This window comes from Chitinophagaceae bacterium, from assembly GCA_007695095.1.
Classification (GTDB): Bacteria; Bacteroidota; Bacteroidia; order Chitinophagales; family REEL01; genus REEL01.
In genome coordinates this window covers 13,744-32,445 of sequence record REEL01000070.1, presented here as the reverse complement: position 1 = coordinate 32,445, position 18,702 = coordinate 13,744, and the positions used below count along the sequence as shown (strand labels likewise).

Annotated in this window: 8 protein-coding genes; 3 read left to right on the top strand and 5 right to left on the bottom strand. The window is 36.4% G+C overall.

Annotated elements, in window-relative coordinates; genetic code table 11:
* Nucleotides 1-154: 154 nt before the first annotated feature.
* Nucleotides 155-1,045 (bottom strand): mechanosensitive ion channel family protein, encoded by an 891-nt coding sequence (locus EA412_02705; GenBank protein ID TVR81558.1) that lies wholly within the window; start codon nt 1,043-1,045, stop codon nt 155-157.
* Nucleotides 1,046-1,076: 31 nt separating this feature from the next.
* Complete coding sequence (locus EA412_02700; GenBank protein TVR81557.1) at nt 1,077-2,345, bottom strand: replication-associated recombination protein A; 1,269 nt, start codon at nt 2,343-2,345, stop codon at nt 1,077-1,079.
* A gap of 150 nt (nt 2,346-2,495) precedes the next feature.
* Here EA412_02700 and EA412_02695 point away from each other — a divergent pair, with 150 nt between their 5' ends.
* Complete coding sequence (locus EA412_02695) at nt 2,496-3,518, top strand: quinone-dependent dihydroorotate dehydrogenase (protein ID TVR81556.1); 1,023 nt, start codon at nt 2,496-2,498, stop codon at nt 3,516-3,518.
* 4 nt (nt 3,519-3,522) lie between these two features.
* Here the strand turns inward: EA412_02695 and EA412_02690 are convergent, their stop codons facing one another.
* Entirely contained in the window at nt 3,523-4,548 is a 1,026-nt protein-coding gene (locus EA412_02690; protein ID TVR81555.1) for a UDP-N-acetylmuramate dehydrogenase, read from the bottom strand.
* A 145-nt stretch (nt 4,549-4,693) separates the two neighbouring features.
* On the opposite strand from EA412_02690, the gene EA412_02685 reads away from it, so the two are divergent.
* On the top strand, nt 4,694-13,846 hold the full coding sequence (locus tag EA412_02685; GenBank protein ID TVR81554.1) for a PKD domain-containing protein: 9,153 nt from the start codon (nt 4,694-4,696) through the stop codon (nt 13,844-13,846).
* A gap of 47 nt (nt 13,847-13,893) precedes the next feature.
* Here the strand turns inward: EA412_02685 and EA412_02680 are convergent, their stop codons facing one another.
* Nucleotides 13,894-15,612 carry a M3 family oligoendopeptidase gene (locus EA412_02680; protein TVR81553.1) on the bottom strand — a complete coding sequence of 573 codons (1,719 nt, stop codon included), beginning with the start codon at nt 15,610-15,612 and terminating at the stop codon, nt 13,894-13,896.
* 26 nt (nt 15,613-15,638) lie between these two features.
* Complete coding sequence (locus EA412_02675; GenBank protein TVR81552.1) at nt 15,639-16,187, bottom strand: hypothetical protein; 549 nt, start codon at nt 16,185-16,187, stop codon at nt 15,639-15,641.
* 459 nt (nt 16,188-16,646) lie between these two features.
* On the opposite strand from EA412_02675, the gene uvrB reads away from it, so the two are divergent.
* Complete coding sequence (gene uvrB, locus EA412_02670; protein ID TVR81551.1) at nt 16,647-18,677, top strand: excinuclease ABC subunit UvrB; 2,031 nt, start codon at nt 16,647-16,649, stop codon at nt 18,675-18,677.
* Nucleotides 18,678-18,702: the final 25 nt, after the last annotated feature.

Below are 18,702 nucleotides of genomic sequence, written 5' to 3'. Positions count from 1 at the left end.
GATATATTGCCATTGTGTAAAGATACAAAATCTGTGTTATATTTATAAAGCTTACTATATTCAATATAACAATAATTTAAAAATTGCAGCATTTTTTTGAAATGGAACTACACAGAACCGGGAGACTTTATTCCTAAAGAAAAAATTCTTGATTTCAATCTTGATTTTTAGCTACAGCATCTTTAAATCCGGATTTGATATGCAGGTCACGTTGTGGGAAAGGGATTTCTACTCCATGCTCCGCAAATTTCTTAAAAATTGCAAAATTGAGATCACTTGTAAGTCGGGACCTTCTTTTTATGGCTTTTTCCGTCCAAACCAATAGTATAAAATCAAGACTACTATCATTAAACTCTAAAAACTGAACACTGGGTGGTGGATTTTTAAGTACGGCATCATGTTCATCAGCAACTTCCAGTAAAATTTTCTTCACTAAGTTTACATCACTGCTATAACTCACTCCCACAGGCACTTTAAATCTAATTATCCTGTCATTATGACTCCAGTTTATAACTTCATTTTCAATGAATTTTGAGTTTGGGACTATAATAGAAATATTGTCATTAGTTAAAATCGTTGTAGAGCGGGCAGATATTTGTGCTACATCACCGTAAGTATCCCCTACTTCAATTCTATCTCCAACTTTGATAGGCCTTTCAAACAAAATAATTAGTCCACTTACAAAATTATTGGTGATTGACTGCAGACCAAAACCAATACCTACTCCCAAAGCTCCGGCAAGTATTGTTAATGCACTCAAATCTATGCCTGAAGCCTGAACAATAACGATAAAAGCTATAAAAACAAAAAAGTATCTAAAAATGGTGCTAATTGCCTCTCTGACTCCTAACTCAACATTATATTTTGTAAGAATTTTGTCTCTTAGTAATTCTGATAATTTTTTAGAGACATAAAATATCAGGAATATAACAACTAAAAGGTAAACAGAAAAAATAAATGTAATCTCTGTACTGCCTAATTTAAATAGCGGTTCATTTAGAAATTCCCAAGCTTTATTAATATTATCGTTTAAAAATGCTCTCATTAATTGTTATTTGTATCCAAATATAAGAAAATCAGTAGTTATACTTTTTATTCCAAAGCTTTTTCAACCAATTTCGAAAACTGTTTTCTTTTGCATTATTCTGAGGATTATAAAAAGTTTTCCCTTTCAGTTCTTCAGGCAGGTACTCTTCAAACACAAAATTATCTTTAAAATCATGCGGGTACTTATAGCCTTTACTATAATTCAAATCTTTCATCAATTTAGTGGGAGCATTTCTCAAATGCAATGGTACTGATAGGTTACCGGTATTATGCACCAGCTTTTCAGCAGCATTAATTGCCATATACGAAGCATTACTTTTAGGTGAAAGAGCGAGGTAAATTGCCGTTTGTGACAAAACCAGGCGACACTCCGGGTAACCAATAACCTGTACCGCCTGAAAACAGTTATTAGCTAAAATCATAGCCGTTGGATTTGCATTACCAATATCTTCTGATGAAAAAATCAACATTCTTCTGGCTATAAACTTTGGATCTTCACCACCGGCAATCATTCTGGCCAACCAGTAAACAGATGCATTCGGGTCGCTACCACGCATTGACTTGATAAAAGCAGAAATTATATCATAATGCTGCTCACCGTCTTTATCATACCTGAGCATATTTTGCTGAGCTATTTTTTGCGTTTGTTCATTGGTAATTACCACTTTCTCTCTACTATGTTCAACGATAATTTCCAATAAATTCAATAATTTTCGGGCATCCCCACCCGACAATTGGAATAGTGCAGCAGTTTCTTGTACTTCAATGTTTTTATTTTTTAAAACTTCATCATTCTGAATGGCATGATTTAAAATTTCTGTTAAAACACTCTCATCCAAAGCTTGTAAAGTATATACCTGACATCTGGATAAAAGTGCTGAATTTACTTCAAAAGAAGGGTTTTCAGTTGTCGCTCCGATTAAAATGAGGCTGCCATTTTCTACACTTCCCAAAAGGGCATCTTGCTGCGATTTGTTAAAACGATGAATTTCATCTAAAAATAAAATAATGCTTCCGTCTTTAGCTTTATCAATTATTTCTCTTACCTCTTTCACCCCGGAACGAATAGCAGATAGTTTGTAAAAAGGCATGGATAAATGATTTGCCAGTAAACTCGCTAAAGTTGTTTTTCCTGAGCCCGGCGGTCCCCAAAGTATCATCGACTGAATTTTTCCGGCCTCTATCATGTTCCGAATCACTTTCCCTTTACCCACTAAATGCTGCTGCCCTCTGAACATATCAATTGTATCGGGACGTAATCTTTCGGCTAACGGAATCTGCTTCCCTGAATTTGTCATTAGATTTACTGTTTGTAATGCTAAAATAAAAAGAACAAACGTCATTTAGCCGGTTAATTTAATAATAGCACAATCGTTTTTAAATGTAAGCAAAAATTAGAGAACTTATTTTTTAAATTTGCACATTATGTTTACTGAAAGAATTTATTGATGTATAAATCACTGCTTCGTTCTATACTTTTTAAGCTGGATGCGGAAGATGCTCACAATGTAGCTTTAAAAGCTTTAAAAATTGCTTCCTCTGTACCGGGCGGACTTAGCCTCATAGGTGCACCTAATAAAAATTTGACTTACAATCCGATTGAGGTTTGTGGGTTGAACTTTCCAAACAGGCTTGGACTCGCAGCGGGTTTTGACAAGGATGCTCTTTATTTTCCCTGGTTATTTAAATTAGGCTTTGGATTTATAGAAGTCGGAACCTTAACTCCACGACCTCAGCAGGGAAACCCTAAGCCAAGACTATTTCGGTTAAAAAAAGACCGGGCAATTGTAAACAGAATGGGTTTCAACAATGCCGGTGTAGATGCTGCTGTTTTAAATCTGAAAAAATGGAGAAATAAATTTGAGGATAAAATTATTGGTGGAAATATCGGGAAGAACAAAGACACCCCCAACGAAAATGCAGTTCAGGATTATCTCTATTGTTTTGAAAAACTATATCCATATGTAGATTACTTTACTGTGAACGTAAGTTCCCCAAACACTCCCGGTTTAAGAGAATTGCAAGACAAAGAACCTTTAACCAGAATTTTATCAGAAGTTAATACGCTGAATCATAAAAAAACACCAAAACCCATTTTTTTAAAAATTGCTCCTGATTTAAATGATACTCAATTTAATGATATCATTGACATTGTCGGTTCGGTAGATATACAGGGAATAATTGCAACTAATACGACTATTGACAAATCGAATCTGATTGAACAACAAAAGTCTGACGAAATTGGTATGGGTGGATTAAGTGGAAAACCTTTATTAGAAAAGTCTAACGAAATTACCGAAAAATTAAGAAGTCGTTTGAGCCCGGATAAAACGATTATTGGAGTAGGTGGAATCTTAAACGGAACAGATGCAAAAAAGAAAATTGATTGTGGTGCAGATTTAATTCAGGTATATAGTGGCTTTGTTTATGAAGGACCGGCTTTGATTAAAAATATTTTGAAGAGTATTTAAGTATTCATTCAACTATATTCACTTCTCTTTCAAGTTTGATACCATATTTTGCTTTGATTTCATCTACGATAAATTGCGAAAAATCAAATACTTCTTTTCCTTCTGCACCCCCGTAGTTCACAATCACTAAGGCTTGCTTTTGATGAATTCCCACAGATTTTTTCCGATATCCCTTCAAACCGGCATTATCAATAAGCCAACCGGCAGGTATTTTTTTCAGATTTTTTTCTGCTTCATAATAAGGCATATCCGGAAATTGTTTTATCAGCTTTTTGAATTTTTCATCCTCTACCAGAGGGTTCTTAAAAAAGCTGCCGGCATTATGCAAAACAGCCGGGTCAGGTAACTTTGATTGTCTGATTTTAATGACTGCATCACTTATTTTTTTAATTGAAATTTCTTCTACCTGCATTTCATTTAGCGTTTCTTTTATAGCCCCGTAATCTAACTTAAACGAAGGCACTTTGCTTAACTTAAGCCTAACAGAAGTGATTATAAACCTGTTTTTATAGACATTTTTAAATACAGATTCCCGGTAACCGAATTTACAAGCTTCCTTATCAAAAGTAACAAAGGTTCCATTTTCCATATCAAATGCTTCTAAATCAACAAAACAACTTTCCAGTTCAACTCCATAGGCTCCGATATTTTGCATGGGAGCAGCGCCAACCTGTCCGGGTATTAAAGAAAGATTTTCTATTCCTGCTAAGCCTTTTTGTATAGCAAATTCTACTAGATTATGCCAGTTTTCACCTGCACCTGCTTTTATATAAACTGTAGGAGAGTCTGTTTCTGAAATTTCTATTCCTTTCAAATCAACCTTTACGACCAAACCCTCAAAATCGTTTAAGAAAAGAATATTACTTCCTCCACCTAATATCATACGCGGTTTTACAGACCAATACTTCGATTCATACAAGTCTTTCAATTGCTTTAATTCTGTCAAAGTCACAAAATACTTAGCCTTGACATCTATACCAAAGGTATTAAACTCTTTGAGTGACACATTTTTCTGTATTTCAAATTCCATTTATCGGAGCAGCTTTATTAAAAAAAATCATTTACAATATTAGAAAATAACTTCCTGGCACTGACTATCAACTTGATATTTTTAAGGAACAAACTTCCGAACAAATTTATATTTTTCACGTATAAAAAGGCCTAAAGAAAGCAATATGGTTCGAAATTTTTACACCTTTTTAATATCTTTCTTACTATTTGTAGGACTGTCAGAAGCACAAGTTGTTGCTGACTTTACTGCTAATAATACCCAAGATTGTAGTCCGCTGGTTGTACAGTTTAATAACCAATCAACCGGAAATATCACTTATCAAAGATGGTTTTTTGGCAATGGCAATCAATCTCTTCAACAGAACCCGGGGGCTGTTTACATAACTCCGGGGACCTATGATGTTACACTGGTTGTAAGTGATGGCACTAATTTCGACACCTTAGTCAGGCCAAATTACATAACTGTTTTTGAAAATCCTAATGTTAACTTTGAAGCAGATGTTTTATCAGGCTGCGCTCCACTTACAGTAAACTTTTCAGACCTCACAACAGTAGGGTCAGCACCTATTACAACCTACAACTGGAACTTTGGAGACGGAAGCTCCAGCAATCAACAAAACCCAACTCATACTTACACTTCTTCCGGCAGTTATCATGTAACATTAGTAACAGTTGATGCCAATGGTTGCAGACATGAAAGAACTTTCAGTAATTATATACAAGTTAGTCCGCTTCCTGATGCTAATTTCACAGCTGACGAACCAAACTCTTGTCTAATACCACATGAAGTACAGTTTACACCAAATATATCCCCCATATCAAATTATACTTTTGAATGGGATTTTGGAAATGGAGATACATCATCCGATCCAACGCCTACTAATACATACAATCAATTTGGCAATTACGATGTAACTCTAACGGTTACAGATAATAATGGCTGCTCCAATCAGATTACATACTATGACTACATCAACATAGAGCCAATAGATGTTGATTTTAACGTTACTAACACTACTGCTTGTGAAGGTCAATCAATTCAATTTAATAATACAAGCAGTTCATCTACAACTTCGTGGAACTGGGACTTTGGAGATGGGACTAGCAGTAGTCTTCAAAATCCAACTAAAGTATTTACCAGCCCGGGATTTTATACGATATCACTACAAGCATGGAATTCACTTGGTTGTTATGGAATCGAGACCAAAACTACTTACATAAATGTTTTGCCATCACCTATTGTTGATTTTAGTGCCGATGAAACAGATTTTTGCAGTACTCCTTTTCAGGTTGGATTTACCAATCACACTCCTGACATTGTCGATTATCAATGGAATTTTGGAGACGGCAACACATCCACACAAGAAAATCCAACTCATACATATCAGCAGTTCGGAAGCTTTAATGTTACTTTAGAAGTTACTGACATCAATGGTTGTAGCCAAACTTTAACGCTGCCTGACTATATAAACATTGAGGATCCGGTTGCAAATTTCACCTCTGATACGACACAAGGTTGTATACCTTTAGATGTTCAGTTCACAGACTTATCAAACATAAACCCGGCGGCAACCTCATGGATATGGGATTTTGGCGATGGAAATACAAGCACTGCTCAAAACCCTCTTCATACTTATGAAGATGAGGGTATCTATGACGTTAGTTTAATTGTTATGAATGATTTAGGTTGTTCAGATACAATTACTATTGCAGATTATATCATGGTAGGTGAGCCACCAATTGTTGATTTTGTAGGTACTCCTACTCAAGCATGCCTTGAAGATCCTATCAGTTTTACTGATTTATCTAACGTTGGAGATCAATGGTTTTGGCAATTTGGAGATGGCGGTACGTCATGGGATCAAAACCCAACCTATACATATAATGATACCGGATCCTTTGATGTCAGCTTAATAACATATAATTTAGGCTGTCCGGATACACTTATCATTCCGGATTACATTTACATTGCACCGCCAAGGGCAGAATTTGAAATTGTGAGAAGTTGTGATACTCCTTACTTCATAGAGTTTAATGATTTATCCCTGGCTCCTGATACCTGGTTCTGGGATTTCGGTGACGGAAATACAAGTACTGACCAAAACCCTACGCATACTTATGCATCTACAGGCAATTATACTATTAGTTTAACTGTCGAACATATACCTTCAGGCTGTGAAGACACCTACAGCATGTCGGTGACCATAACAGATCCCGAGGCTAATTTTTCCGGGGATCCTCTTATTGGCTGCGCTCCTCTGAATGTTCAATTCACAGATAGTTCTACAGATGCAAATAACTGGACATGGACAAGCGGTGGCATAACATCAAACCAACAAAACCCTAACTTTATCTATAATACACCGGGTGTTTATGATGTATCGCTTATCATAGAAGATGTTAATGGTTGTACTGACACTTTAATCATTGAAGAATATGTTACCGTATTAGGTACACAGGTAGATTTTACTGCCGACCCTCTGGTTGGTTGCAGGCCTCTTGAAGTTGATTTTGAGAGCTCTACATTAAATTTTGGAGGTAATGTTTTAAGTTACAACTGGGATTTTGGAGACGGAAATACAGGTAGTGGTGAAAATACTTCTCACACGTATACACAAAACGGAGTTTTTACGGTAACACTGGAAGTTGAAGATGACAATGGTTGTGTGAATAACATAACATACCCGGACTTAATAGAAGTAACATTTCCTTCTCCGGCTTTTACCGGTGACACCATTTCTTGTACCGGAGCCCCTGTGAGCTTTAACAATCAATCTACCGGTAACGGGCTAAGCTGGTTTTGGGACTTTGGAGATGGAAATACCAGTACTGACGAAAACCCGGTTCACAGCTACTTAACTGAAGGCTTTTTTAGCGTTTCACTTACCGTAACTGATGAAAATGGTTGCGACAGTACTATTACTTACGATGACTACGTCTGGATTGAAGATCCTGTAGCCGGATTCGTGGCCGATACAAATTTTGCAACTTGTCCACCTTTATTGGTGAATTTTGAAGATGCTTCCACAGGCTTTGTAAATCAATGGCAATGGGATTTTGGAGATGGTAGTGGAAGTAATATGCAAGACCCTTCGCACATCTATACTTTACCCGGAGGATTCGATTTGACTTTAATAGTAACCAGTGAGTTTGGATGTACTGATACTATTTTTATTCCGGAACAAACGGTAATTAACGGTCCTCTTGGAGAATTTGTTTTTGATGTAAATATTGGTTGTACAGATTTGGAAGTGAATTTTGAAGCAACTTCTGAAAATACGGCTTTTTATACCTGGGATTTTGGAGATGGAAGTGTAACATCATCATCAGACTCTACTACTACGCATACTTATACAAATCCGGGTGTTTTTTATCCGGTATTGATACTTGATAATGGAATTGGTTGTCAGTTTTCTGTTCCAAGCCCGGATTCAATAGTTGTTGGAACTATTCAGCCTGATTTTACTTCAAATTCTAATTTATTATGTGAGCCCGGAGATGTATATTTTGGAAACCTTACAACATCTGAACCGGCTCTAAACTATGTGGAATGGCACTTTGGAGACGGCAATACATCTAATAGTTTTTCACCTGTACATAATTATGGTGCAGCCGGAGTTTATGACGTTACCCTATATGTAGCAAATGATATTTGCAGCGATACCTTGACATTGCCTGCTTTCTTAGAAGTTGATCCGGGACCGGTAGCTGATTTTTCAAAATCGGATTCTGTAGTTTGCAGACCGGCAACAGTTATTTTTACTGACGAAAGTACTTCTTTACATCCTATACAAAGCTGGGAATGGGATTTTGGTGACGGACAAACTTCTACCAGCCAGAACCCGGTTCATACTTATACCACTGCAGGTCAATATACAATTACACTCAGCGTAACAAATATAAATGGCTGTCAGGATGTTTTTACAAGAGAAATTGAAATTCTTGATTTACCAATAGTTACAACCGGAAATGATGAAATCATTTGTACGGGAGACACTGTGCAATTAAATGCCGGTGGTGGAATATCATACGATTGGTCTCCTTCTGCTTCACTAATCGGAAGTAACACTTCATCACCTTTTGCATTTCCAACTACTACAACTACTTATACAGTAGTGGTAACAGACACAAACAATTGTCAGTCCAGTGCTCTGATTGAAGTAGTTGTAAATCAGCTTCCAACCGTTAGCATAAGTCCGGATACAGCAATATGCCCGGGAGAAACTGTGGATTTATTTGCAGACGGAGGAGTAAATTACCAGTGGGTAAGTGATTCAACTTTAAGTTGTTTAAATTGTCAAAACCCAACAGCAGCACCTGTAAATAACAATACATATACTGTTATAGTTACTGATGCAAACAACTGTGTCAATAGCGAATCTGTCAACATACTAATAAATGATGTCCCTTTTGTAAGCATTGATAGTATAAAAGATGTAAGCTGTTTTGACGGGAATGATGGTATGGCTATCGTTAGCGGGCAAGGAGGAAATGGAAGTTATGACTATGTATGGAGTACTTATCCTTCACAAAATGATTCAGTAGCAACTAACCTTAGTATCGGCAGCTATACAGTAACAGTTACTGACGGCAACGGATGCTTTAGTGATACAACTTTGCAAATCAACCAACCGGATCCTTTAAACTTAGCATTTGAAACTATAGATGTAAGTTGTTTTGAAGGAAACGATGGACAAATAACTGCTTTAGTTTCCGGTGGAACACCAAGCTACAGCTTTAGTTGGGACACCAACCCAACTCAGCAAACACAAGTGGCAAATGATTTAACAGCCGGCACTTATCAGGTTTTGGTAACAGATGAAAATTCTTGTGAGATAACAGACAGCATTACGATTTCAGAACCGGATGCCATTACACACGATTTGGTTACAACTGATGTTAGTTGCTTTAATGGAAGTGACGGTACCGCTTCTATTTCAGCTTTTGGTGGAACATCACCTTATTCATTTATATGGAGTGCTGATTCAACAATAAACAGTAACTCTATCAGTGGATTGACAGCCGGCAACCATTCAGTAACAATTGTAGACTCTATGAATTGTTTGCATACGGTTGACTTCACAATTAATCAACCTAATAATCTTGAGGTTGTTTTTGATTCGGAAAACATTAGTTGTTTTGAAGGAAATGATGGATCCATAGATGCAAATATTTCCGGAGGAACTGCTCCATATACTTATCAGTGGAATACTAATCCTGTTTCTTCAGGGTCTTCAATTTCACAATTAGAGATTGGAACTTATGTTTTGATTGTTACTGATGCAAATAATTGCGTTTTGACTGATAGTGTAACTCTTAGCCAACCGGATCCATTAGAGCTAAGCTTTGCTTCTACAGATGTTAGCTGCTTTGGTTTTGATGATGGTACCGCAACCGTCAATGCAAGTGGAGGCGTGGGTAATTATCAATACAATTGGTTGACAAATCCTCCTCAAACTGATTCTGTTGCACAAAATTTATTTGCAGGAACTTACACTGTTGAAGTAACAGATGGAAATAACTGTTTGATAAGTGGTGATGTTGAAGTATTTCAACCCGATACTCTTTCAGCTACAGTAAGCACTGAAAACGTAAGCTGTTATGAAGGGAATGACGGATTGGCAACTGTTTCAGCTAATGGAGGTGTAGGTAATTATACTTATGAATGGAATACAAATCCTCCTCAATTTACAGAAACTGCCATAAATTTAACAGCTGATATGTATACAGTGATTGTTAGAGACAGTAACAATTGTGAAATATCTGTGACGGCAGAAATAACGGAACCGGCACCTTTAACTTCAGATATTACTTCTTCAGATGTTACTTGTTTTGATGGTTCTGACGGTTTTGCATCAACAATTATATCAGGTGGAACTGCTCCCTATTCTTATCAATGGAACACTAATCCGGTGCAAAATAGTGATTCTATCAATTCATTATCAGCCGGTTGGTACAATCTTACCGCTATAGATGCAAATAACTGTTTAATAACAGATTCAATAGAAATCTCTCAACCCGATTCAATAATAATACATTATGATATCATACCGGTAAGTTGTAATGGAGAAAGCGATGGTTCAATAACGGTAAATCCTGTAGGAGGAACACCCGGATATCAATATTACTGGAGTTCTATTCCTACTCAGTATACACAAACTGCAAGCAATTTAGTGGCAGGTCACTATAATGTTACAGTAACTGATGAAAACAGTTGTGAGCAAATACAGAGTATAGAGCTGACAGAACCCGATCCAATTGTTTTACAACTTTCTTCAACTCCTGTTGCTTGCTTTGGAGAAAATAATGGAACTGCCAGTGTTATTGCCAATGGTGGTAATGGAGGTTATACATATGAGTGGTTAAGTAGTCCCACTCAAAATACTACTACTGCAACACAGTTAGAAAGCGGATTTTATAGTGTAATCGTTAGAGATAGTTTACTTTGTGAGTCAACCGGAACAGTAGAAGTAACACAACCGGACTCAATAACGCTGACTTTGGTAACTGAAGATGTATTATGTTTTGGTGAAACAAATGGTTCAGCTGAAGTTCATGCTATAGGTGGGGTCGGAAATTATACCTATGAATGGAATACCAATCCTGTACAAAATTCAGCTTTAGCAACTAATTTGGGAATTGGTACTTATACGGTAAGCGTTTTAGATTCAAACATGTGTGAATCCATAATTACTGCTGAGATAAATCAACCGGATGAACTTGAAATCAGTACTCAGGTTGCTGATGTGAGCTGCTTTGGATATTTTGACGGTGAAGTAAATGCAACTGTAACAGGGGGCACCGGTCAATATTCATATATTTGGGATACTAATCCGACACAAACTGATTCTACTGCAACTAATTTACCGGCTGGGAATTATAATGTAATTGTAAATGATCAAAATAACTGTTTAATATCAGCTAATGCAATAGTTTCACAACCGGACTCTATAGCAATAAACACGATTACTGAAGATGTGAGCTGCTTCAATGGAAGTGATGGAACTGCAAGCGTTACAGCTTTTGGTGGAGTAGGTGGGTACACTTACCTGTGGAATACAAGCCCACCACAAACTACTCCTCAGGTTACAAATCTATATGCCGGTAACTATGAAGTAACTATTGAAGATGCTAATAATTGTATTTCTGTTCAAAGTTTGGAAATATTCGAACCGACACCTATAGATGCTATTGTTTCAACGACAGATGTAAGTTGTTTTGGTGGAAATGACGGCTCTGCCACAGTTCTGCCAAGCGGAGGAACAAGTCCTTATACCTACGAATGGCTTACAAGCCCTGTACAGGTTACAGAAACAGCAATAGATCTTACTGCCGGGACTTATGAAGTGATTATTACTGATTCTAATGAGTGTGAATTTGTTTTAAGTCAGGTAGAGATTCTAGAACCGCTTGATTTGGAGCTAACAATTGATACTCACGATATAAGATGTTTTGGAGAAGATAACGGAGCAATTTATGCTTTTGCCGGAGGTGGAACAGCGCCTTATAGTTATCTTTGGAATACCGGGTCTACAGATTCTACCATATTATCATTGACTCCCGGCTATTATGACCTGGCAGTAGTTGATGATAACGGATGTACAATTAATGCTGATAGCATTCCAATAGTAGAACCAGCACCTATAGAAAGTATATATGCTGTAACAAATGAGTCATGCCCGGATGCAAAAGACGGATATATAACTACTTTTGCCTTTGGTGGAAACGCTCCTTATCAATTTAACTGGGATAACGGACAAAATGGTACAGACTTATTCAATTTATCCGGTGGTATTTATGAGTTAACAATAACAGATAATAACGGATGTGTTCATGTAGAGAACATTAATGTAATTACAGATAGTATTAACGGTGGAATATTAAATGGCCCATTTGCTGTTTGTCCGGATCAGCAAGTAACTATACAGGCATATGGTGACGGCGATATCAGCTGGAGCCCTTCAGAAAGTTTGAATTGTGAAGATTGCACTACTGTAATTGCTAAACCTGATTCTACAACTCAATACATACTTGAAGTATATTACACACCAAATTGCATTGTTAGAGATAGTGTTCAGGTTGTTATTCACCCTAAACCGGAAATTGATGCCGGCCCGGATATTGAAATATGTCTTGGCGAAACAGCTACTTTAGATGCAAATGGTGCACTTTTCTACAGCTGGGTTGGTACTGAGATGAGTTGTACTGATTGCCCAAACCCGGAAGTAAGTCCTGTTTACAATACTGTTTATAATGTAGTTGCCATAAATCAATTTGGTTGTTTTGGACAGGATAGCTTAAGTGTTATAGTAAATCCAATTCCTGATGTTCAAACTTCTCCGGATTTAACTCTATGCGAAGATGATGAAACTATTATTTCAGCTTACTCTGAAACAGCTGTCCATTTTTCATGGTTTAATATTAGCGGCGATCTTTTAGCAAACACAGAAGATATAGAAGTGACTGCAAGTGGACAAGATATCTATTTCGTGGAAGTCGAAAATGAATTCGGTTGTACAAATCAGGATGCAGTTGTAGTAAATGTTATAGATGTATTGGATGTATCAGTTACAGAACACTATGATATATGTCTGGGTCAAAGCGTTGAATTACAGGCAGAGATATTAGACAGTAGTAGTTTAGGTACCGGCTTTGTTTGGTTACCTGCTGAAGAAATCGGACAGGGTGTTTTAAATCCGGTAGTCAGCCCTACTCAAAATACTGAATACTCTATTATAGTATACAGTGGAAGCTGCGCACCTGACACTCATAGCGTTACTGTAAATGTTTATTTACCGCCACATGTAAATGCAGGTAATGACCAGATAGTTGTCAGCGGCTCAACTGTTGACTTGCAAGCTACTCCTAACAATAACAGTTGGATTTATGAGTGGGAGCCATATGAAAACATTGATTGTCCTGAGTGCCCTCAAACAACTTATTTTGCGGAAAATGATGGCTATGTACACGTTAATGTTACTGATGAATATGGTTGTGTAGCAAGAGACAGCTTATACATAACTACAATTACCGAATGTGGTGCTGATATTTTTGTCCCGAATACATTTACACCTAATGGAGATGAGATTAATGATAAAGTTTATGTTCGCTCAAGAGAAGTACAGGATATTATCTTCTTTAGAATATTCAACCGTTGGGGTGAGCTTTTATTTGAAACGAATGATATGAGCCAGGGTTGGGATGGAAGACATAATGGCATAATGCTAAATGCTGATGTTTTCGCTTATCATGTAAGAGCAACTTGTGGAAATGGTCAGATAGTTGAGAAGTATGGTAACGTTACCCTGCTTCGCTAAAAAGCTTTAATAAAAAAGGGAGTGCCTAATCAGGTACTCCCTTTTTTTTATTTTAATTTACTAATTTCATCCAGTAAAAAATCTTTCAGTTCTTCCAGATACTTTTTGCTGAAATCAAATTTAATTCCGGCGGTTTCATAGAGCTCCGGAATACTTCTGGAGTTTCCTAAACTCAAAGCATTCATATAGTTATTGATTGCTTCTTCAGGATTTGTCTTGTACTGTTTCCACATAGCTACCGCTCCTAACTGAGCCATCGCATATTCAATATAATAAAATGGCACCTGATACAAATGTAATTGCTTCTGCCAGTTAACTTCTTTATAATTTTCATAACCGGTCCAATCAACAATATCAGGAGAAAAACGATTAAAACACTTTAACCAATACTCACTTCTCTCTTCATCTGTATGACCGGGATTCGTATAAATCCAATGCTGGAAAGAGTCAATAGTTGCTACCCAGGGTAGTATTTGCAAAATACTTTCCAGTTGATTTTTCTTTGCTTTTTTTAATGACTTTTCATCATTGTAAAAGATATCCCAATAATCAAATGTAAACAGTTCCATTGACATAGATGCCAGTTCAGCTACTTCAGAAGGAATACTTTTCTGAAAATCATACTGCTGATTATCCATTAAAAAAGAATGCACTGCATGACCTGCCTCGTGCAACATGGTTCTAACATCTCTCTCTGAACCGGAAGCATTCATAAATATAAATGCACCACCTGTTTTAGGCAGGGACATATTAAAACCACCCGGAGCTTTGCCTTTACGGCCTTCTAAATCCAAATGCCCTCTGTCAGACATCTTTTGCAGACATTTTCCAAAGAAAGGATTTACCTTCGACATGCACTTAACCGTCTTCTGAACCAACTCATCCTGACTTTTAAAAGGCACTGATGGAGCACTTCCGTCCGGGTTTACGTCTAAATCATATGGTTTAAAAACATCCAGTTTCAGCGCGGCTTTCTTTTCTTCATAATTCTTTTTAAGCAAGGGCACAATTAAGGCTTCTATAGAATCATGAAATTCAAAGCAGTCTTTCGCTGAATAATCAAAACGATTCATGCTTTTAAACTTATAATCTCTAAAGTTATCAAAACCGGCATTTTTCGCTATTTCTGCTCTCAGATTTAAAAGCTTATTGAATAAGGAATTCAGTTCTTCTTTATCCTGATATCTCCTTCCCTGTACTTTTTCAAATACCTCTTTCCGAATAGATCTGTCCGGATCTTTAAGTTTATTTTGAGCGGCAGAAAGTGGTACTTCTTTTCCGTCTAACTCAATAGTCATTTTACCGGAAATAACACCATATTCTTTTTCAAGCAGCTTTAAATCTTTTTGTAACTCAAGATTTTCTTTTCTGTAAAGCTCAACCTGATTTTTTACATTTCTGATAAAAATGCCATACTTCCCATTATCTAATTCTTTAATAGCCGGGGATAACAACAATTTTTTCTCTAACTCGAAACTTATCTCTCTTAATTTAGGCTCTATATTTGTCAGATAATCTGAAAATTTTTCTCTAACATCTTTATTCTCAGTATCCTGACTCATTTGGACATACACCCAACGAACCTCCTCACCTAAGTAAACACTTATTTCATTCCAATCTTTTATAAATTGAACTAAGGATTCCTTGTCATTAATATCTCTTGACTCTAAATCTTTAAAAAAAGGTTCAAAATATTCCCATTTTAAGGAGTCCGGCAGCTCTTTTAAATATCTGAAATCTACAGGCTTCTCTATAATGTCATACATATACTTCTCAATTTTTTTAATGAAAATTAAACTTTATTCTTTTTATTGTCCGGCTTCTTTTTGGCTTTTGTAGCTTTTGCTGTTACCGGCTTTTCTACCTTTTTTTGGGCAGGTTTTTTGGCTTTTGCCGTTTTGTCTTCTTCCTTTTTAGGTTTATCTGCATCCTCAGCCTCAGAAGCAGTTTCCTCTAATTCAAATGGAACATTATGTTTTTTCAAATCAACGTACCATTTTAACACTTTTTTTATATCACTGATATAAACACGCTCTTTATCATATTCAGGAACCACATCCGAAAAATATGCTTTTAGCTTGTCAGCGCTGTCTTTTGCAGAAGGAGGCTTTACTTCACCTTCCTTTTTTTGCATTTCCTGAAAAACTTTTACCAACTCCAAACTATCCGTTTCTGTATATATCGTAATTGAATCCAATGGAGAGAAAAAATGTACCCTGTTAGATACAAATTTAGATTTCCCTTCTCCGAGTGGTTCAACTATTAATCCGTCAGGACGCTTAGTTAAAATTTTAAAAAGTCCGGGCATTCCACTTATTGATACGATGTCCTCAAATTTCATATATTCCGTTTTATTTAAATAATTTAGATTTAGTTAAGCATGCTTAATATCTGTAAACATCTTTAATCTTGTTACAAAGATAAAAAAAGGTATCTTCTTTTTTTAAGTTAATAAATCAATGTAAAATAAGACTTCGCAACTACTTATATTTTAGAAACGAAATTATATTAAAATGTTATAAAGTTTTAACAAGTTATCCGATTAAATATTTAGAAAAAGAAGCTTTCTCAGGTAATTGCCTTCTGAAAAATATCAAATCTCGTTAACCACTATCAAAAATTTTAGTACTCAAATTTTTAGAGTAAGCTTAACCTTATCACATTTTATTCCACCTGTATAATGAAAAAGAGAGACTTAAGTTTGTAAATTTGCAAGTCTTAAACTACTGTCCGGCTTCGTATATAAATTTAGGTATTTTTTGTCGTTGTACATAGTTAACGTTTACCAGAAAACCCAGTAATGAAATTCAAACTGCATTCAAACTATAAGCCTACCGGGGATCAGCCGGAGGCCATAAAACAACTGATAGAAGGGCTGAATCGAAAGGACAGGGCTCAAACACTCCTTGGAGTAACCGGTTCCGGCAAGACTTATACTATGGCCAATGTTATAAAAGAAGTTCAACGCCCCACTATTATTATTAGCCACAATAAAACTTTGGTAGCCCAATTATATGGAGAATTTAAAAGTTTTTTTCCCGATAATGCTGTGGAATATTTTGTTTCCTACTACGACTATTATCAACCTGAGGCATATATTTCTTCTACAGATACCTTTATTGAAAAGGATCTTTCCATTAATGAAGAAGTCGAAAAATTAAGATTAAAAGCAAGTACAAGTTTGCTTTCCGGAAGAAGAGACATCTTAGTAGTTGCTTCTGTTTCCTGTATTTACGGAATTGGTAATCCAAAAGATTTTAAAGATGGGATTATCCGGTTGCAGGTAGGACAAACTATTAATAGAAACCAATTTTTATATAAACTGGTCGAATCATTATATTCGAGAGCCGGAGTTGAATTTAAGCGGGGAACATTTAAGGTACACGGAGATACTGTTGAAATTTTTCTGCCATATGCTGACTTTGCTTACCGAATTATTTTCTGGGGTGACGATATTGAAGAAATTGAAAGTTTTGATCCTGAAAGCGGCAAAACATTAGAAGCTATGGAACACATTGCCCTTTATCCGGCAAATCTCTATATGACTCCCAAGGATCATCTTACTAATGCTATTTTCCAAATCCAGGATGAAATGCATGAGCAGATTGAATATTTTAAGGAAAGTCATAAGTTTTTGGAAGCAAAAAGACTGGAAGAAAGAGTGAATTTTGACATTGAAATGATGCGTGAATTGGGGTATTGCTCCGGAATTGAAAACTATTCGAGATTTTTAGACAGAAGAAATCCGGGTGAAAGGCCATTTTGTTTGTTGGATTATTTTCCTGATGATTACTTAATGATTATTGATGAAAGTCATGTGACTATTCCCCAAATCACAGGAATGTATGCCGGTGACAGAGCCAGAAAAAGAAACTTAGTTGATTATGGATTTCGATTACCCTCAGCTTTAGACAACAGGCCGTTGAATTTTGATGAGTTTCAGAATCAAATCAACCAGATAATTTATGTTAGTGCTACTCCGGCTGATTTTGAACTTCAGGATTCAGAGGGTATTATTGTTGAACAGGTCGTAAGGCCAACGGGTTTATTGGATCCGGTGATTGATATCAGACCCAGCCTTAATCAGATAGATGATTTATTGGAAGAAATAGATGAAAGAATAAAATCCAACGAACGGGTTCTGGTGACAACATTAACAAAAAGAATGGCAGAAGAACTCACTAAATACCTCACCAGATATTCAATAAAATGCAGGTATATACACTCTGAAGTAGATACTATGGAAAGAGTTGAAATACTGCGTGACTTAAGATTAGGGAAATTTGATGTATTGGTTGGGGTAAACCTGTTAAGAGAAGGGCTTGACCTGCCGGAAGTATCTTTAGTAGCCATTTTAGACGCCGACAAAGAAGGCTTTTTACGCTCTGAAAGATCTCTTACCCAGATTGCAGGTCGTGCAGCCCGTAACATCAATGGCCTGGTTGTGATGTATGCAGATAAAGTTACCGGTTCTATGCAAAGAACTATAGACGAAACTAACAGGCGTAGAGAAAAACAATTGGAATACAACAGAAAACATAATATTCAGCCGGCTACTATCACAAAAACTAAAGAAGAAATTATGAGCCAGAGCTCTATTTTGGATATAAGAGCACTAAACAGGGATAAAAACTATAAAGGGAAACCGGAAGTCGCTTTGGTTGCCGAAGACCCTGTGGTTCAGTATATGAATAAAGATCAGCTTAAAAAAATGATGGATAATACTAAAAGAAAAATGGAAAAAGCTGCTAAAGAACTTCACTTTATGGAAGCTGCCAGATTGAGAGATGAACTGTATGCTTTAAAAAAATTGATGGACAGCAAAAAGTAATTGTATTTCAATTAATATGGTAATT